Below are 17,555 nucleotides of genomic sequence, written 5' to 3'. Positions count from 1 at the left end.
CGCTAAGGCTCACGGCATGCGCATCCGACCGATTGCCGTGCTCGGGCTCGGCGCCCTGATTTCCGGCGCCTTGCTCCTGGCCTCCACCATCCCCCACCCCCCCATGGTGGAGGCCCTTCTTCTCCCCGAGGCGCTGTTCCTCGCCTGCATCGCCCTGCTGACGCCCTGGATCGCGCTGTCCACGGTGAATGCGCTGCTGGGCGGCGCCATCCTGCTCTTCACCCGCGACCCGCCGGCCCATGTGGTGCCCGCGCTGCGCGGCCTCGACCTCAGGCAGCCGACGCCCCAGGGGCGCACGGCCATCGCCCTCTGCCTCCGCAATGAGGAGATGGCGCCGATCCTGGCCGCCCTCGGCCCGCTGCTGGATGGCCTGCCCGCCAGCCATTTTCACCTCTGGTTCCTCTCCGACACCCAGGACCCCGAATTCCGAGCGGCCGAGGATGCGGCCATCGCCCATTGGCGCCCGCAGGATGCCGGGCGCATCCATCTGCGCCGCCGCGCCGCGAACACCGGCTTCAAGGCGGGCAACGTCATGGAATTCCTGGAGCACGAGGGCGCCGGCTACGACTACCTGCTCTGCCTCGACGCCGATTCCGAGATGACGCCGGCGGCCGTGATGAAGCTGGCCCTGGCACTCGACGCCGCGCCGCGCATCGCCATCCTGCAGCAGCTCATCGTCGGCCGGCCGGTCGCGGCGCCCTTTCCGCGCCTCTTCCAGTTCGGCATGCGGGCGGGCATGCGCGCCTGGGCCACCGGCCAAGGCTGGTGGCAGGGCCCGAAGGGCCCCTATTGGGGCCACAACGCGCTGATCCGCATCGCGCCCTTCCGCGAACACGGCAAGCTCGACACCCTGCCCGATGGCTCCACCATCCTCAGCCATGACCAGGTGGAGGCCATCCGCCTGCATGGCGCGGGCTGGGAGGTCTGGTGCCTGCCGGAGGAGGCGGGGAGCATGGAGGGCAATCCGCCCGCCCTGCCCGAATTCATGGCGCGCGACCTGCGCTGGGCCGCGGGCAACATGCAATACCTGCCGCTGCTGCGCCGGCCGGGGCTGTCCGCCATGGCGCGCTTCCAGCTCATGCAGGCGATCCTGCTGTTCCTCTGCGCGCCGCTCTGGGTGCTGGCCTTCGCGCTGGCCGCGCTGCTCGCCGCGCTGGGCGGGTTCGACGGGATGAGCGGCGCGCAGCTCGCCGCCATCATGGCGCTGTTCTGGGTGACGCAGCATTCCCCCAAGCTCACGGGCTATGCCCAGGTGATGATCCAGGGGCGGGAGGCCGCGCGCTATGGCGGGCGCGGCCGCTTCGCTGCCGGCGCGCTGGCGGAGCTGCTCTTCACCACGATCCTCTCGCCCATCTCCTGCGTGAACAAGGCGCGCTTCCTGCTGGCGCTGCCCTTCGGCGCGCGGATGGGCTGGGCCGCGCAGAATCGCGCGGCACGCGATGTGGGCTGGGGCGATGCGGCGCGGCTGCTGGGCTTCCACACGCTGGTGGGCGTGCTGGCCTTCGCCGCCCTGGCGCTGACCGCGCCCTGGGCCATCTGGTTCGCGCTGCCCTGGGCGGGCGGCTTGCTGCTGGCGATCCCCTTCTGCGTCGCGACCGCCTCGCCCACGCTCGCCCGCTTCCTCACCGCGCGCGGCTGGGCCGCGACGCCGGAGGAAGTGGCTCAACGCAGCGCGTAGAGCAGCAGCAGGGTCTGCTGGAACAGGTTCTGGTTGTCGTCCGAGACGAGGGCGACCAGCGTGCGCCCGCCATGCCGCGCGACGGCCACGCCCTCCCAGTTCTCGGCCGGCGCATCGGGCGGCATGTCGAGCCAGGTCTCGCCCCGCAGCGGCTCGGCCCCGCGCAGCGCCGCCGCCGGCAGATGCGCGAGGCGCCCGGTGAAGCCGCCGAAGATGGAGAAGCGCCGCTCCAGCACCAGCGCGCCGCCATCCGGCAACCCCGCCGCATCGGTCGGGTCCATCCCCGGCACGGGGAGGTAGCTGGTCCGCCGCCAGATGACGCGCGAGCCGCTGAAGGTGCCGAGCCAGGCCGCACGGCTCTCCGGCCCCGCGGCACCCGGCAGCGACTCACCCAACGCCAGCAGCCGTCCATCCGCCAGCAGGGCCAACGCCTCCAGCCCGCCATTGCCGGGCGATTCCTCGAGGCCGGGCGGCGTCTCGATGGGTGTGCCGGGGCCGGTGGTGAGATCGCGATAGCGCAGGATGCGGTGGCGCCGCTCGAAGCCCACCAGCCAATCGCCATCGGGCAGCCGGAGCAGGGCCTCCGCATCGCTCTGCACGCCGCGCCGCAGCGGGTTGCCCGCGGCATCGCGCAGCGGCCCGTGCCGCGCCTCGCCGATCGCGGCCAGCCGCCCCTCGCGCAGGATCAGCCGCGCGCGCCACCAGCGGCCGGTGTCGCTGACGGCGCTCAAGGTCAGGTCGGGTGCGAGATGCAGCGCGGACAGCCCGCCGAAGCCCCAGGGCGCGGTATCGAGCGCGAGCGCGCCGAGCGGCTCGAGGAAGGGGCGCGCGGGTGCCCCCAGCACCGGCGCGCTGGCCCGCGCGCAACCCGGCAGCAGCGCGAGGCCGGCGAGAAGCGCGCGGCGTTGCAACGGTTCAGCCCGTCACACCGCTAGAGAATGGCCGCCGCACGCTCGGCGGAGGCGCGGTGCGTCGCGCCGCGCGGCGCGCAAAGGCCAAGGGTCAGCCCAGTCACAGGATCGCAGCCGCGCGCTCGGCCGAAGCGCGATGCCAGGCCTCGGCGGCGTCCTCGTCGAAGAGCTCGGTGAGCTTCTTCATCATGGTGCCGCCCAGTTCCTCGGCATCCACGATCGTCACCGCGCGGCGGTAGTAGCGCGTGACGTCATGGCCGATGCCGATCGCGATCAGCTCCACCGCGTTGCGCGTCTCGATGTCCTTGATCACCTCGCGCAGATGGCGTTCGAGGTAATTGCCGGGATTCACCGAGAGCGTGCTGTCATCCACCGGCGCGCCGTCACTGATCACCATCAGGATGCGGCGATGCTCGGTGCGCGCGAGGATGCGCTTGTAGGCCCAGCTCAGCGCCTCGCCGTCAATGTTCTCCTTCAGCAGCCCTTCGCGCAGCATCAGGCCGATGGCGCGGCGCGAACGGCGCCAGGGCGCATCGGCGCCCTTGTAGATGATGTGGCGCAGGTCGTTCAGGCGGCCCGGATTGCGCGGCTTGCCCTCCTGCACCCAGCGCTCCCGCGCCTGACCGCCCTTCCAGGCCCGCGTGGTGAAGCCGAGGATCTCGACCTTCACGCCGCAGCGCTCCAGCGTGCGGGCCAGGATGTCGGCGCACATAGCCGCCACCGTGATGGGCCGCCCGCGCATCGAGCCGGAATTGTCGATGAGCAGCGTCACCACCGTGTCGCGGAAATCCGCCTCGCGCTCATGCTTGTAAGAGAGGGCGAGCGTGGGGTTCGCCACGACGCGCGCGAGGCGCGCCACGTCGAGGATGCCCTCCTCCAGGTCGAAATCCCAGGCGCGCTGCTGCTGCGCCATGAGGCGCCGCTGCAGGCGGTTGGCGAGCTTCGAGACGACGCCCTGCAGATGCTGGAGCTGCTGGTCGAGCTGCTGGCGCAGCCGCGTCAGCTCGTCCGGATCGCAAAGGTCATCGGCCTCCACCACCTCGTCGAACTGCGTCGAGAAGGCGCGGTAGCGCGTGGTGTCGTCGGTCTGCGGGACTTCCTTGCGGGCCTGCGGGCCGCCGGGCTTCTCGTCACCCTCGGCGGCGGCGCCCTCTTCCTCGCTGTCCTGCGCTTCCTCGTCGGCGGCCTCGCCCTCCATGCTCTCGGGCTCGGCGCCCTGCATGGATTCCTGCTCCTGGCTCTGCGCCTCGCCGGCGCTGGCCTGGTCCTGCTGGGTGGACTGGTCGCCGCCCTCGTCGCCTTCCTCGTCCTGGTCGGCCTCGCTCTCCGTCTCGGCCTCGGCGAGGTCGAGTGCGGTGAGCAGCTTGCGGGCGGCGCGGGCGAAGGCCTCCTGGTCCTCGGTGGCGGAGACCAGCTCCTCCATCGCGGCACTGGCCTTCTCGTCCAGGCTGCCGCGCCACATCTCCAGGATGCGGGTCGCGGCGGCCGGCGCGGGCTCGCCCGAGATGCGCTCGCGCGCCATGAGGGAAAGGGCCGTGTGCAGCGGAAGCTGGTCCTTCCGCGTCATCCGGTCATAGCCCTCGGCCTCGCACTCTTCCGAGAGCCGGGCGCGCAGATTGGCGGCGACACCCGCCATGTGGCGGCTGCCCACGGCCTGCACGCGCACATCCTCCAGCGCGTCGAAGACCTCGCGCGCCTCCTTGCGGGCGGGTGCGCGGGCGGCATGCGTCGCCTCGTCATGGTGGCGCAGCTTCAGCGCCACCGCGTCGGCGGCGCCGCGCAGCTTCGCCATCTCATTGGGCGGGAGCGAGCGCGTGGGCAGCGGCAGGCGCGCGCGCTTGCCCGAGACGCCGGCCGGGCCGGGCTGGAAGGCGACCTGCACTTCGGTCTGCTGCGCGATGGCGCGGACCACGCCGGCCGTCGCGCGCTTGAACTCTTCCTGGCGGGTGAGGTCCTGCTTGGTCACATCACCCCGCCTTCTTGTAGAGCCCCGTCGCGATCTCGGCGTTGAAGCAGCGCTGATAGTATTCCGCCACCGTCGAACGCTCGGCCTCGTCGCACTTGTTCAGGAAGGTGAGCCGGAAGGCGAAGCCCACATCGCCGAAGATGCGCGTGTTGTCCGCCCAGGTGATGACGGTACGCGGCGACATGACGGTCGAGATGTCGCCCGCGATGAAGCCGGCGCGCGTCAGGTCGGCCAGCGCCACCATCGCCTCCACCTGCTTCTTCATCTTGGCGTCGGTCGAGCCGATCTTCGCCATGACGATCTCGGTCTCCTGCGCGTGCGGCAGGTAGTTCAGCGTCGCCACGATGTTCCAGCGGTCCATCTGGCCCTGGTTGATCTGCTGCGTGCCGTGATAGAGGCCGGTCGTGTCGCCCAGGCCCACCGTGTTGGCGGTGGCGAAGAGGCGGAACATCGGGTGCGGGCGGATCACGCGGTTCTGGTCGAGCAGCGTGAGCTTGCCCTCGACCTCGAGCACGCGCTGGATCACGAACATCACGTCCGGGCGGCCCGCGTCGTACTCGTCGAAGACCAGCGCGCAGGGATGCTGCAGCGCCCAGGGCAGGATGCCCTCGCGGAATTCGGTGATCTGCTTGCCATCCTTCAGGACGATGGCGTCCTTGCCGATCAGGTCGATGCGGCTGATGTGGCTGTCCAGGTTCACGCGGATGCAGGGCCAGTTCAGCCGCGCCGCCACCTGCTCGATATGGGTGGACTTGCCCGTGCCGTGGTAGCCCTGGATCATCACGCGGCGGTTGTGCGCGAAGCCGGCCAGGATCGCGAGCGTCGTCTCACGGTCGAAGCGATAGGAGGGGTCGAGCTCGGGCACATGCTCGGTGCGGACCGAATAGGCGGGCACCTGCATGTCGATGTCCACGCCGAAGACGTCGCGCGCGTTGACGGTGGTGTCGGGCATATTGATGGCTGAGGTGGGGCTCACATCGCCGCTCTGGGCCAGCTTGGTCATCACGCTTCCGCTTCGTTGGATGGAGGTGGGCATCTACAGGTCCGGATGATGTTAGGGCAGCCCGTGCGATTGGGCTACCCGGGCACCGCCGGGGCGTGGGTCAACCCGCATGGGCGGGCTCGGCGCGGCCGATCTTCTGGCGCAGCAGGGAATAGGCGCGGTTGATGTCCTTCAGCCGCTCCTCCGCGCTGCGGTCCCCACCATTGGCGTCGGGGTGGTAGCGCTTGGCCAGTTCCTTGTAGCGCGATTTCAGCGTCGCGGGGTCGAGCGGCCAATCCAGCTCGAGCAGGCCGAGTGCCGCGCGCAGCTCGGGTGGCGCCTCGGCCCGCGGGGGCGCGCGGCGCTTCTCCCGCGGGGCCGCGTCGCGCAGGATGCCGAGCGGGTCCGCCATGCGCTCGGGGTCGAGCCGCACGCCGCCCAACCGCCCCAGCGGCCAGGTCGGCCGCCCGCCCACCGTGTCGAGCCGGATGGCGCTCTCGATGTCGGAGGGCGCCATGCCGCGGTAGAAATCCCAGCCGGCGTTGTATTGCCGGACATGATCCAGGCAGAACCAGAGATACTCGCGCAGCGCCCGGTCCTTGGGCGCGCGATACTCGCCCGCCGCCGGGCAGTCCGGCGCGGCGCACGGCCGCGGCGGCGCCTTCGGGTCGGTCTGGGGTTGGAAGCTCGCACGCCGTGCCATCGGCTCGTTATGGGTGTGCCCCCCCAAGTTGGCAACCAAGTTAACAACAACTTGGCAAGCGCCCCGTCCTCTGGGATTCTGCACGGATGTCCCCACGCGCCGAACGCATCCATGCCGCCCTGACCCAGGGCTTCGCGCCCCTTCGCCTGGAGGTGGTGGATGACAGCCACCGCCATGCCGGCCATGCCGGCGCGCGGCCGGAGGGCGAGACGCATTACAGTGTCCTCCTGGTCAGCGAGGCCTTCATCGGCATGAACCGCGTCGCGCGCTCCCGCGCCGTGCACGAGGCGCTGGCCAGCGAGTTCGCCGGCGGCCTGCATGCCCTGGCCCTGACCCTGCGCGCCCCGGCCGAGGTCGCCTGACCCCTCGCATCGGGCCCGGGGATTGGGTAAACCCCAATTCATAAAAGCCCGATGGAGAAGCGCCCATGATCCCGATGCAACGCCGCGCCCTGCTGGGCGCGGGCCTCGCCCTCGCGACCCCTGCCCTTGCGCAGGCCCAAACCGTGGCGCGCAACGCCCGCATCGTCATCGGCTTCCCGGCCGGCGGCAGCTCGGACATCGTGGCGCGCCTCTATGCCGACCGGCTGCGCGGCGTCTATGCGCCGAACCTGATCGTCGAGGGCCGCGTGGGCGCCGCCGGGCGCATCGCCGTCGAGTTCGTCCGTGACGCCGACAAGGACGGCACCACCTACCTGCAGACGCCCGCCTCCATGCTGACGCTGCAGCCGCACATCTTCCCGCGCGACGTGCGCTATGACGCGCTGACCGACTTCATCCCCGTCAGCACCGTCTGCACCTTCCCGTTTGCCTTCTGCGTGCCGATGAACCACCCGGCCCGCACGCTCGCCGAATTCGGCACCTGGGCGCGGGCCCAGCCGAACGAGATCCCCTTCGCCTCGCCCGCCGCCGGGGCCAGCCCGCATTTCATGGGGCTGATGCTGGCCCAGGCGCTCGGCATCCGCATGACGCATGTGCCCTATCGCGGCGCCGTGCCCGCCGTGCAGGACCTGATCGCGGGCCGGCTCAACGCCTTCATGGGCGTGCTGGGCGATGTCTCGCCGCAGAACGGCGTGGGGCTGCGGATGCTCGCCGTCTCCTCCGCGCAGCGCAACCCGCGCTTCCCCGACGTGCCGACCTTCCAGGAACTGGGCCATCCGGCGCTGACGAAGGATGAGTGGTTCGGTGCCCTGCTGCCCGCCGGCACGCCGGCGCCGGTGGTGCAGGGCCTGTTCAACGCCATCACCCAGGTGGGCAACACGCCCGAGATGCGCGCCGCGCTGGAGCGGCTCGACTTCAATGTCGGCACCTCGGCCAGCCCGGCCGCCTTCGCCGCGCGCATCCGCCAGGAGCGCGAGGAATGGGGGCCAATCGTCCGCGCCTCGGGGTTCCAGCCGGAATAAGGAGCGGATCAGCCCGGCGCGAGGCAGGGGTTTTTTCCGCCCTCAAGCGCCGGGCGCCGCCTCCGGCGGCTTGGCTTCGCCGCGCCACTGGTGCGATGGGCCAGGAGGTCAGTTGGGCGGCGCCAGCCGCTGTGCGGCCGGATAGGATGTTGGGCCGCCCTCAAGCGCCGGGCGCGCGCTCCGCGCGCTTGGCTTCGCCGCGCCACGGGGGCGCTGGGCCATCCGCCCAGTTGGGCGGCGCCAGCCGCTGTGCGGCCGGATAGGCTTGGAAGGTGGGTTGGCCTGCCACTACCCCCACCATCCCTCCCTTTGCATCCCGCTTGCGCCCAGGTTGACTCACGCCCCCTTGGGCGCGAAGGGGCTTTCGTCACACGTCCATCACGGAACCGCCATGTCACTCGCTTTCGTCTTCCCCGGCCAGGGCAGCCAGGCCCCCGGCATGGGCCGCGACCTCGCCGAGGCCTTCCCCATCGCCCGCGAGACCTTCCAGGAGGTGGATGACGCGCTGGGCCAGAAGCTCTCGCGCCTCATGTTCGAAGGCCCGGCCGAGGAACTCACCCTCACCGCCAATGCCCAGCCGGCGCTGATGGCCGTCTCCGTCGCCGTCAGCCGCGTGCTGGCGAAGGAGGGCGGCTTCGACATGTCCCGCCAGGTCTCGCTGGTCGCCGGCCATTCGCTCGGCGAATACAGCGCGCTGACCGCCGCCGGGGCCTTCGACCTCGCGACCGCCGCCCGCCTGCTGCGCCTGCGCGGCGATTCCATGCAGGCCGCCGTGCCCCCGGGCGTGGGCGCCATGGCCGCCCTGCTGGGCGCGGAGGCCGAGCAGGCCGCCGCCATCTGCGCCACCGCAGCACAGGGCGAGGTCCTCGAGGTCGCCAATGACAATGGCGGCGGCCAGGTCGTCGTCTCCGGCGCCAAGGCGGCCGTCGAGCGCGCCGTCGAGGCCGCCAAGGCCGCTGGCATCAAGCGCGCCATGATCCTGCCCGTCTCCGCCCCCTTCCACTGCGCGATGATGGCCCCCGCCGCGCGCGTGATGGAGGAGGCGCTGGCCAAGGCCGCCATGGCCCACCCGGCCGTGCCCGTCGTCGCCAATGTCACCGCCGCCCCCGTCTCGGACCCCGAGGCGATCCGCGGGCTGCTGGTGAAGCAGGTGACCGGCACGGTGCGCTGGCGCGAATGCGTGGCCGCCATGGTCGCCGCCGGCTGCACCCGCTTCGCCGAGGTGGGCGCCGGCAAGGTGCTGACCGGCCTGATGAAGCGCAACGCCCCCGAGGCGACGGCGCTGGCCATCAACAACCCGGCCGACATCGAAGCCTTCCTGAAGTCCCTGTGACGCGGATCATCCTCTCCGAAGCGGATGAGACGCCCCTCCCGGCGGTGCTGTCGAAGGGCTTCGAGGCCTTCAACGGCCCCTTTGTCGGGGAGCACGGCTACAAGCCGCTGCGCCTCATGGTGTTCCGCGACGGCGAGGACGCGCCCGCCGGCGGCATCCACGCGCATTGCTACGCCGCCTGGCTGCATGTGCTGATGGTCTTCCTGCCGGAGGATCTGCGCCGCGGCGGCCTCGGCACCCGGCTCTTCGACCGGATCGAGGCCGAGGCCATGGCGCGCGGCTGCGTCGGCGCCTATCTCGACACGCTGAGCTGGCAGGCCCGCCCCTTCTACGAGAAGCGCGGCTACACCCTCTTCGGCACGCTGCCGGACAGCCCGCCCGGCCACAGCCGCTATTTCATGATGAAGCGCTTCGCGCGCGAGACGAAGGAACCACCCCATGTTTGACCTGACCGGCAAGATCGCGCTCGTCACCGGCGCCAGCTCGGGCATCGGCATCGGCATCGCGGAGGCGCTGCACACGCAGGGCGCGCATGTCGTCCTCACCGGCCGGCGCGAGGCGGAGCTGAACGCCGTCGCCGCGCAGCTCGGCGAGCGCGCCAGCGTCATGCCGGCGGATCTGAACGACCCCGCCGCCCCCGCCGCGCTGGTGGACGGCATCGAGGCCGCGCATGGCCGCCTGGACATCCTGGTGAACAATGCCGGCTTCACGCGCGACATGCTGGCGCTGCGCATGGGCGACGAGGACTGGAACGCCGTGCTGGAAGTGGACCTGAACGCGCCCTTCCGCCTGGCGCGCGCGGCACTCCGCGGCATGATGAAGCGCCGCGCGGGCCGCATCATCTCCATCGCCTCCATCGTGGGCGTCACGGGCAATGCGGGCCAGGCCAACTACGCCGCCGCCAAGGCCGGCCTGATCGGCATGAGCAAGGCGCTGGCGCAGGAAGTGGCGCCGCGCGGCGTCACCATCAATGTCGTGGCGCCGGGCTTCATCGCGACGCCGATGACCGACAAGCTGAACGAGGCGCAGAAGGCGGCGCTGCTCTCCCGCATCCCGCTCGGCAAGATGGGTGGCGCGAAGGACGTGGCCTCGGCCGTCGCCTACCTCGCCTCGGAGGAGGCGGCCTGGGTGACCGGCACCACCATCCATGTGAATGGCGGCATGCTGATGGTGTGAGGGCTCAGCCCTCTTTCTTCCAGGCCGTCAGCTTGCGGTAGATGGTGCTGGGGTTCACCTCCAGCAGCGCCGCCGCGCGGGGCACATCCTGGCCGGTGTGTTCCAGCGCGGCCAGGATCAGCTTCTTCTCGGAGACGGCGAGCGGCTCGATGACCGGCGCGGCCGGCGCCACGGATGGTGCGGTGCTCACGGGCGTGGCGCCCGCGGGCGCAGCCACCGGCGCGCCGTGCAGCAGCAGCCCGGGCAGCATGGCGCGCGTCACCACCTCGCCATCATGCAGCACCACGGCGTTGCGCAGCACGTTCTGCAACTGCCGCACATTGCCCGGCCAGGGATAGGCACGGATCGCGGCCTCCGCCTCGGCGTCGAAGCGCTGGAAATGCTTGCCTTCCTCCCGCGCGAAGTTGCGCAGCAGGTGGCGCGCGATCAGCAGCACATCCTCGCCCCGCATGCGCAGCGGCGGCAGCGCCACGGGCACCACATAGAGGCGGTAATAGAGGTCCTCGCGGAAGCGGCCGGCCTGCACCTCGGCCAGGATGTCGCGGTTGGTCGCGCAAACGAGGCGCACATCCACCGCCTCCGCCCGTGTGCCGCCGACGGGGGTGACGGTGCCGCTCTGCACGAAGCGCAGCAGCTTCACCTGCATCTCCATCGGCATCTCGCCGATCTCATCCAGGAAGAGAGTCCCGCCATCGGCCGATTTCGCGGCACCCAGGCGGTTTTCCGTGGCCCCCGTGAAGGCGCCCTTCACATGGCCGAAGATCTCGCTCTCCAGCAGGTCGCGCGGGATGGCGCCGCAATTCAGCGCGATGAAGGGCTTGTTCTTGCGCGGCGAGGCCTTGTGCAGCGTCTCGGCGGCGACTTCCTTGCCGGTGCCGCTCTCGCCCGTGATGAAGACCGTGGCCTTGGAGGCGGCGACGCTCTCCAGCGTGCGATACACCGCCTGCATGGCGGGCGAGGCGCCGATGAAGCCGCCGAAGCTCTCGCGGCCCAGCTCGATCCGCGCCGTGTCCAGCTCCTTGCGGAGGGCGCGCTTCTCCAGCGCATTGTCGAGCGTGACGCGCAGGCGGGCCGCGGCATAGGGCTTGAGCAGGAAGTCGGTGGCGCCCTCGCGCATCGCCTCGACGGCGGTGTTCACCGAGCCATGCGCGGTGAGCACGATGCAGGTGGCGTCCACCTGTGCGGCCTTGAGGCGCCGCATGAGTTCGAGGCCGGAGAAATCCGGCAGCATCAGGTCCACCAGGATCGCGTCCGGCCGCCACTCCTGCGCCATGGCGAGCGCCTGCCCGCCGTTCTCGGCGTGGCGCATCTCATGCCCGAAGTCGCGCAGCATGGCCTTGGCGATCTCGGCCTGGGTCGGTGTGTCCTCGACCAGCAGGACGCGCGCGGTCATCGGGCCGCGCGCCTCAATGGATCAGGGCGTGCAGCGCCTGAAGGGCGGCCTTGGCCTCGGTCAGCAGACGCGGCAGGACCTCCTGCGGAGGCACCGGCTGGCGATGGTCCATGGCGATCCGCGCCTCGCGCTCCAGCCCCACGGCGCCGACGGCGGCGGCCGCGCCGGCCAAGCTGTGCGCCGCGCGCTCATAGCCCTGCTGGTCCCCGGCCTGCGCCGCGGCAGCCAGCTCCTGCGCGAGCCGCGTCAGATCCTCCTCGAAGGTCGAGATGATCGTGCGGAACACGTCGGGCGGCAGGTCTTCGGCCAGTTGATTGGCCACTTCTGGGTCGAGCGCGCTCATTCGTGAGAATCTTCGCATTTCTCAACAGTCGCCGTCAATCACTCGGATGATTGACGCCACCCCTTGCCGGGGTCTATCCCTGACGTGTCCTCGCGATTTGTCCGGCCAGCTTGCGGCGAGGTCCCAACCGGGTCGCCCCCTTTCGAGAGGGCGGAAAACAAGCGCGCTAAACGGCCTCGGGAGCGCCCCCTTCGCGGGGCGTGAACCCGCCCCGCCCAGGGTGCCGGACGTGTTGGTCTATTGCACGAGGGTGTCACCATGTCCCGCAAGCTCCGCCCCGCCACGCAACTCGTCCGCGGTGGCCTGAACCGCTCCAACCACGGCGAGACGGCCGAGGCGATGTTCCTCACCTCGGGCTTCGTCTACGACAATGCCGAGCAGGCGGAAGCCACCTTCAAGAACGAAATCGAGCACTACCAGTACAGCCGCTTCGCCAACCCGACGACGACCATGCTGGAGGACCGCCTCTGCGCCATCGAGGGCGCGGAAGCCTGCCGCCTGATGGCGACCGGCATGGCGGCGGTGCATTCGGCGCTGCTCTCCCACCTCAAGACCGGCGATCGCCTCGTCGCCTCCCGCGCGCTGTTCGGCTCCTGCCACTGGATCGTGAGCACGCTGCTGCCGCGCTACGGCATCCAGGCGGAGTTCGTGGATGGCGGCGACATGGCGCAGTGGCAGGTGGCGCTGAGCAAGCCCGCCACCATGGTGCTGCTGGAAAGCCCCTCCAATCCCATGCTCGAACTGGTGGACGTGCCGGCCGTCTGCAAGCTGGCGCATGCGGCGGGCGCGCTGGTCGTGGTGGACAACGTGTTTGCCACCCCGCTGCTGCAGAAGCCCCTCGAACAGGGCGCGGATGTCGTCGTCTATTCCTGCACCAAGCACATGGACGGCCAGGGCCGCGTGCTGGGCGGCGCCGTGCTCGGCCGCAAGAAGTGGGTGGAGGAGGTGCTGATGCCCTTCATCCGCAACACCGGCCCCGCCATGTCGCCCTTCAACGCCTGGGTCATCCTCAAGGGGCTGGAGACGCTGAAGCTGCGCGTCGACCAGATGTGCCGCAACGCTGCCGCCGTGGCCGATTTCCTCTCGGAGCGCGCCGAGATCTCCCGCGTGCTCTACCCCTTCCGCGCCGACCATCCGCAGCATGCGCTGGCGGTGCGGCAGATGTCCGCCGGCGGCACGCTGGTCACCTTCGACATCAAGGGCGGGAAGGAAGCGTGCTTCCGCTTCATGAACGCGCTGCAGATCGTGGACATCTCCAACAACCTGGGGGATTCCAAGTCGCTCGCCACGCATCCCGCCACCACCACCCATATGCGGATCGGCCCGGAGGAGCGCGCCAAGCTCGGCATCACCGACGGCACGGTGCGCCTCTCCGTCGGCCTCGAGGATGTGGCGGACCTGATCGAGGACCTGGCCGAGGCGCTGGACGCGGTCAGCGCCCCGGGCCTGCGCGCGGCGGAGTAGCCCCGGCGGGGGGCGTCATGGCATGATGCGGCCATGACGCTCGAAACCTGGCTCGCCTTCGCCCTCGCCTCGCTCATCACCGTGATGATCCCGGGGCCGGTCGTGGTCTTCATCCTCGGCCGCTCGCTGGGCGGCGGCTGGCGCGCGGCGCTGCCCACCGTGGGCGGCGTGGCGCTGGGCGATGCGGTGGCGCTCACCGCCTCGCTCATCGGCCTCGGCGCGCTGCTGGCGGCGAGTGCGACCGCCTTCACCGTGGCCAAGTGGCTGGGTGCGGCCTACCTCATCTGGCTCGGCGTGAAGCTCTGGCGCGCGCCGATCGGCGAGGCGGTGGCCCTGCCCGCCCGCCACGCCTTCCGCGACGCCTTCGTGGTGACGGTGCTGAACCCCAAGAGCATCGCCTTCTTCGTGGCCTTCCTCCCGCAATTCCTGAACCCGGCCAGCGCCTTCCTGCCGCAGGCGGCGATCGTGCTCGTCACCTTCGTGGGCCTGGGCGCGCTGAACGCGCTGGGCTATGCGCTGCTGGCCGGCACGCTCTCGGACGCGGTGAAGCGCCCCGCCATCCGCCGCGGCTTCAACCGGCTGGGTGGCGGCATGCTGATCGGCGCCGGCCTCGCCACCGCCGCGATGCGCCGCGCATGAAGCCCTACACCACCGTCACGCGCGGGGTGCGCGTCACCATCCGCCCCTTCTTCCTGGCCGACCAGTCGGATGCCGAGGCGGGGCGCTATGTCTGGGCCTACAAGGTGCAGATCGAGAATTTGAGTTCCGCCACCGTGCAGCTCCTCAAGCGCAGCTGGATCATCACCGATGCGCTGGGCCGCGAGATGCGCGTGCATGGCGAGGGCGTGGTGGGCGAGCAGCCGATCCTCGAGCCGGGCGAGAGCTTCGACTACACCTCGGGGACGCCGTTGCCGACGCCGTCGGGCTTCATGCGCGGCACCTACCACATGATCGTCAGCGACACCGGCGAGGAATTCGACGCGGCCGTCCCGGCCTTCTCGCTCGACAGCCCGCATCAGCAGGGCGGGGTGCATTGACCGCCCCGCGCGCCTCCAGCGAGACGAATCCCGCCCCAACGAACCCGGATGCCTTGCGGAGTCGCGACGCCGCCCCATCTGGCCAATTCGAAGGACTGACGCGGCCCCATCTCGGGGCTGATGCAGGCCTCCAAGGAATTTCGAAAGCCATGAACATCCAGTTGCCCGCCAGCGCCAAGGCCGCTGACTCGCAGAGCGCCATCGAACGCCCGAGCCGCGCCGAGGCCGAGGCCGCGGTGCGCACCCTCCTCCTCTGGGCCGGGGATGATCCGGACCGCGAAGGCCTGGTGGACACCCCCGCCCGCGTCGCCCGCGCCTATGAGGAATTCTTCGCCGGCTACGGCAGCGACCCGGTGGAGATGCTCGCTCGCTCCTTCGAGGAGACGGACGGCTATGACGAGATGGTCGTCCTGCGCGACATCCGCCTGGAAAGCCATTGCGAACACCACATGGTTCCCATCATCGGCAAGGCGCATATCGCCTACCTGCCGAATGGACGCGTGGTCGGCATCTCCAAGCTCGCCCGCGTCATCGAGACCTACGCCAAGCGCCTCCAGATCCAGGAGAAGCTGACGGCGCAGATCGCCAATACGATCGAGAGCGTGCTGAAGCCCAAGGGCGTCGCCGTGGTGATCGAAGCCGCGCACCAGTGCATGACCACGCGCGGCATCCACAAGCCGGGCGTCTCCATGGTCACCTCGCGCATGCTGGGCGAGTTCCGCACCAATGACGCGACGCGCCGCGAGTTCCTCTCGATCATCGGCGGCTCGCGCAGCGTCATCGAGGGCTGATTTTGGCCCCGAATCCCCGCCGGCGAAGGTTTGCAGGCGGGGATGAATAGGCTAACCGGAGGGGCGCTTTTCCTCTCCGGGTCCCATGTCCGCCATCCGCATCGCCCCCTCGCTGCTCGCCGCCGATTTCGCCCGCCTGGGCGAGGAAGTTCGTGCCATCGAAGCCGCCGGCGCGGATTGGCTCCACCTTGACATCATGGACGGGCATTTCGTGCCCAACATCAGCTTCGGTCCCGGGCTGATCAAGGCGCTGCGCAAGCACAGCGCCATGCCCTTCGACGTCCACCTGATGATCGCCCCGGCCGACCCCTACCTGGCGGCTTTCGCCGAAGCCGGCGCCGATGTCATCAGCCTGCACCCCGAGGCCGGGCCGCATCTGCACCGCAGCCTCCAGACCATCCGCGCGCTCGGCAAGAAGGCCGGCGTGGTGCTGAACCCGGCGACGCCGGTCGAATGCCTCGCCCATGTGCTGGACCTGACGGACCTCATCCTCGTCATGTCGGTCAATCCGGGCTTCGGCGGGCAGTCCTTCCTGGCGGGCCAATTGCCGAAGATAGCCGCGCTCCGCCGGATGATCACCGAATCCGGCCGCGACATCGCGCTCCAGGTGGATGGCGGCGTGACGCTGCAGACCGCGCCGCAATGCATCGCGGCCGGGGCGGATGTGCTCGTCGCCGGCACGGCCGTCTTCGGCGCGGCCGATTACGCCCAGGCCATCGCCGGGCTGCGAGGGGGCGCCTGATGGCCGATGTGTTCCGCAATGTCCGGGGCCTCTTCACCCGCCTCAAGCCGATGCGCGTGCCCGATGCGCCCGCCCGCTCCTTCCGCGACCTCTGGCCCGGCGATGCCGCGCGCGGCGCCCGCCTGCTGCGCGGCGAGTTCGAGGTGCTGGGCTCGGTCCGCCTGCTGAACGATTGGACGCCCGCCGCCGGCCCCGTGCTCTGGCGCCAGGCGGCGCACAGCTTCGCCTGGCTGCGCGACCTGCGGATGCTCGGCACCGATGCCGCCCGCGTCATGGCGCGCGACCTGACGGAGGATTGGCTCGCGCGCGGCGCGGCCGAGCCCATGGCCCAGGCGCCCGAGATCGCCGCGGCCCGCATCTCCGCCTGGCTTGGGCATTGGGATTTCCTGGCCGCGACCGCCGAGGAGGCCTTCCGCAAGCCCCTGCTCCAGCGCCTCGCCCTCGATGGCCGCGCGCTCTCCGCCAGCCTGCCGGCCGAGGCCGCGCATCGTGGCGGGCTGGTCGCGCTCAAGGGCTGCATCGCCGCCGCCGTGGCGCTGGAGGAGGAGGCCTGGATGACGCGCGCGCTGCGCTTCCTCGGCCCCGAACTCGAGAGGCAATTCCACCCCGATGGCGGCCATGTGGAGCGCAGCCCGGCGGTGCAGCTGCTCGCCCTGCAGGACCTCATCGAGATCCGCAACCTGCTGAACGGTGTCGGCATCGCCTCGCCGCCGCAGCTCTCGCTCGCGCTGGAGCGCGCGGGCCAGGCGCTGCGCCTGTTCCGCCATGGCGACATGTCGCTGGCGCTGTTCAACAGCACGCGCGAGGAGGCGCCGGCACTGGTGGATGTCGTCCTCGCCCAGGGCCTGGCCAAGGGCCGCGCGCCCATGCTGCTGGAGGAGACGGGCTTCCAGCGCCTTGCCGCCGGCCGCACCCTCATCATCGCCGATTGCGGCGCACCGCCCCCCGGCCGCCCGGCCGACCCCGCCTCCGGCCTGCCGCGCGGCGCGGACCGTTCCTCCCATGCGGGCACCCTCTCCTTCGAAATGTCGGTGGGGCGGGACCGGCTGATCGTGAATTGCGGCGCCGCCCCCGCCGCCGATGCCGCCTGGCGCGACGCGCTGCGCGGCACCGCCGCCCATTCCACCCTGACGCTCGCCGACACCAATAGCGCCGAACTCCGCGACGAAGGCCTGGGCCGCCGGCCCGAGCGCGTGGAGATCGAGCGGCAGGAGGCGAATGGCGCGCAATGGCTGGACATCAGCCATGACGGCTATCGCCGCACCCATGGCGTGGTGCATCGCCGCCGCCTCTACCTCTCGGAAAGCGGCGACGACCTGCGCGGCGAGGATGCGCTGGAGCCCTTCCCCGGCCCCGCCACCGCCTGGGCCATCCGCTTCCACCTGCACCCCGCGGTCACCGCCGTTCTGCAGGAGGAGGAGGGCGGCGTGCTCATGCGCCTGCCGGGCGGCCAGGGCTGGCGCTTTCGCGCCCGCGGCGCCCGCGTGGAGCTGGAAGAGAGCGTCTATCTCGCCGCCGAGCCGCGCCGCTCCAGCCAGATCGTCCTCACCTCGGATGGCGAGGCGGAGACGGTGCAATGGGCCGTCAGCCGCGTGATCCCGGGCGGCGAGAACTAGGGCCGCCCTCCGGCGCCA

The 17,555-nt window shown here is 70.9% G+C and carries 18 protein-coding genes; 12 read left to right on the top strand and 6 right to left on the bottom strand.

Annotation, left to right across the window (positions count from 1 at the left end; translation table 11 throughout):
• Positions 1 to 16 precede the first annotated feature (16 nt).
• Positions 17 to 1,678: a glucans biosynthesis glucosyltransferase MdoH gene (gene mdoH / locus R9Z33_RS04310; protein ID WP_318650074.1), complete on the top strand. Its 1,662-nt coding sequence runs from the start codon at positions 17 to 19 to the stop codon at positions 1,676 to 1,678.
• Here mdoH and R9Z33_RS04305 read toward each other — a convergent pair.
• The 4 genes from R9Z33_RS04305 to R9Z33_RS04290 form a co-directional block, all read right to left on the bottom strand.
• The gene (locus R9Z33_RS04305) at positions 1,663 to 2,589 is read right to left on the bottom strand and encodes an esterase-like activity of phytase family protein (protein WP_318650073.1); all 927 of its coding nucleotides are present in this window, start codon (positions 2,587 to 2,589) and stop codon (positions 1,663 to 1,665) included. The genes mdoH and R9Z33_RS04305 overlap by 16 nt on opposite strands.
• Before the next feature lie 100 nt (positions 2,590 to 2,689).
• Entirely contained in the window at positions 2,690 to 4,555 is a 1,866-nt protein-coding gene (cobT, locus tag R9Z33_RS04300; protein ID WP_318650072.1) for a cobaltochelatase subunit CobT, read from the bottom strand.
• Position 4,556: 1 nt separating this feature from the next.
• On the bottom strand, positions 4,557 to 5,558 hold the full coding sequence (gene cobS / locus R9Z33_RS04295; RefSeq protein WP_318650071.1) for a cobaltochelatase subunit CobS: 1,002 nt from the start codon (positions 5,556 to 5,558) through the stop codon (positions 4,557 to 4,559).
• Positions 5,559 to 5,658: 100 nt separating this feature from the next.
• A complete protein-coding gene (locus tag R9Z33_RS04290; RefSeq protein WP_318650070.1) occupies positions 5,659 to 6,240 on the bottom strand; it encodes a J domain-containing protein in 582 nt (193 codons plus the stop codon).
• Positions 6,241 to 6,326: 86 nt separating this feature from the next.
• Between R9Z33_RS04290 and R9Z33_RS04285 the strand changes: the two genes are divergently transcribed.
• The 5 genes from R9Z33_RS04285 to fabG all read left to right on the top strand — a co-directional run bounded on the left by R9Z33_RS04285 (position 6,327) and on the right by fabG (position 10,151).
• A complete protein-coding gene (locus R9Z33_RS04285; RefSeq protein WP_318650069.1) occupies positions 6,327 to 6,602 on the top strand; it encodes a BolA family protein in 276 nt (91 codons plus the stop codon).
• A 65-nt stretch (positions 6,603 to 6,667) separates the two neighbouring features.
• Complete coding sequence (locus R9Z33_RS04280; protein ID WP_318650068.1) at positions 6,668 to 7,642, top strand: tripartite tricarboxylate transporter substrate-binding protein; 975 nt, start codon at positions 6,668 to 6,670, stop codon at positions 7,640 to 7,642.
• Positions 7,643 to 8,033: 391 nt separating this feature from the next.
• Positions 8,034 to 8,975, top strand: a complete 942-nt coding sequence (gene fabD / locus R9Z33_RS04275) for an ACP S-malonyltransferase (RefSeq protein ID WP_318650067.1) — start codon at positions 8,034 to 8,036, stop codon at positions 8,973 to 8,975.
• Positions 8,972 to 9,421, top strand: a complete 450-nt coding sequence (locus R9Z33_RS04270; protein WP_318650066.1) for a GNAT family N-acetyltransferase — start codon at positions 8,972 to 8,974, stop codon at positions 9,419 to 9,421. The genes fabD and R9Z33_RS04270 overlap by 4 nt, the downstream gene beginning before the upstream one ends.
• Positions 9,414 to 10,151, top strand: coding sequence for a 3-oxoacyl-[acyl-carrier-protein] reductase (gene fabG / locus R9Z33_RS04265; RefSeq protein ID WP_318650065.1), 738 nt, complete (start codon positions 9,414 to 9,416; stop codon positions 10,149 to 10,151). The genes R9Z33_RS04270 and fabG overlap by 8 nt, the downstream gene beginning before the upstream one ends.
• Positions 10,152 to 10,155: 4 nt before the next feature.
• Here fabG and R9Z33_RS04260 read toward each other — a convergent pair whose 3' ends face one another.
• Together R9Z33_RS04260 and R9Z33_RS04255 are read right to left on the bottom strand one after the other, a co-directional pair.
• The gene (locus tag R9Z33_RS04260; RefSeq protein ID WP_318650064.1) at positions 10,156 to 11,544 is read right to left on the bottom strand and encodes a sigma-54-dependent transcriptional regulator; all 1,389 of its coding nucleotides are present in this window, start codon (positions 11,542 to 11,544) and stop codon (positions 10,156 to 10,158) included.
• A gap of 13 nt (positions 11,545 to 11,557) precedes the next feature.
• Positions 11,558 to 11,887 (bottom strand): Hpt domain-containing protein, encoded by a 330-nt coding sequence (locus R9Z33_RS04255; RefSeq protein ID WP_318650063.1) that lies wholly within the window; start codon positions 11,885 to 11,887, stop codon positions 11,558 to 11,560.
• Positions 11,888 to 12,145: 258 nt separating this feature from the next.
• Between R9Z33_RS04255 and metZ the strand changes: the two genes are divergently transcribed.
• The 6 genes from metZ (at position 12,146) to R9Z33_RS04225 (ending at position 17,537) form a co-directional block, all read left to right on the top strand.
• The gene (gene metZ / locus R9Z33_RS04250; RefSeq protein WP_318650062.1) at positions 12,146 to 13,351 is read left to right on the top strand and encodes an O-succinylhomoserine sulfhydrylase; all 1,206 of its coding nucleotides are present in this window, start codon (positions 12,146 to 12,148) and stop codon (positions 13,349 to 13,351) included.
• Between the two features lie 33 nt (positions 13,352 to 13,384).
• Positions 13,385 to 13,990 carry a LysE family translocator gene (locus R9Z33_RS04245; protein ID WP_318650061.1) on the top strand — a complete coding sequence of 202 codons (606 nt, stop codon included), beginning with the start codon at positions 13,385 to 13,387 and terminating at the stop codon, positions 13,988 to 13,990.
• Positions 13,987 to 14,388: a Co2+/Mg2+ efflux protein ApaG gene (gene apaG, locus R9Z33_RS04240; RefSeq protein WP_318650060.1), complete on the top strand. Its 402-nt coding sequence runs from the start codon at positions 13,987 to 13,989 to the stop codon at positions 14,386 to 14,388. Before R9Z33_RS04245 ends, apaG begins: the two co-directional genes overlap by 4 nt.
• Positions 14,389 to 14,537: 149 nt before the next feature.
• Positions 14,538 to 15,179 (top strand): GTP cyclohydrolase I FolE, encoded by a 642-nt coding sequence (gene folE, locus R9Z33_RS04235; RefSeq protein WP_318650059.1) that lies wholly within the window; start codon positions 14,538 to 14,540, stop codon positions 15,177 to 15,179.
• 85 nt (positions 15,180 to 15,264) lie between these two features.
• Entirely contained in the window at positions 15,265 to 15,921 is a 657-nt protein-coding gene (rpe, locus tag R9Z33_RS04230; RefSeq protein WP_318650058.1) for a ribulose-phosphate 3-epimerase, read from the top strand.
• The gene (locus R9Z33_RS04225) at positions 15,921 to 17,537 is read left to right on the top strand and encodes a heparinase II/III family protein (protein ID WP_318650057.1); all 1,617 of its coding nucleotides are present in this window, start codon (positions 15,921 to 15,923) and stop codon (positions 17,535 to 17,537) included. The genes rpe and R9Z33_RS04225 overlap by 1 nt, the downstream gene beginning before the upstream one ends.
• Positions 17,538 to 17,555 lie beyond the last annotated feature (18 nt).

Source organism: Sediminicoccus rosea (assembly GCF_033547095.1).
GTDB classification, from domain to species: domain Bacteria; phylum Pseudomonadota; class Alphaproteobacteria; order Acetobacterales; family Acetobacteraceae; genus Roseococcus; species Roseococcus rosea.
This window is presented reverse-complemented; position numbering and strand designations above follow the sequence as displayed.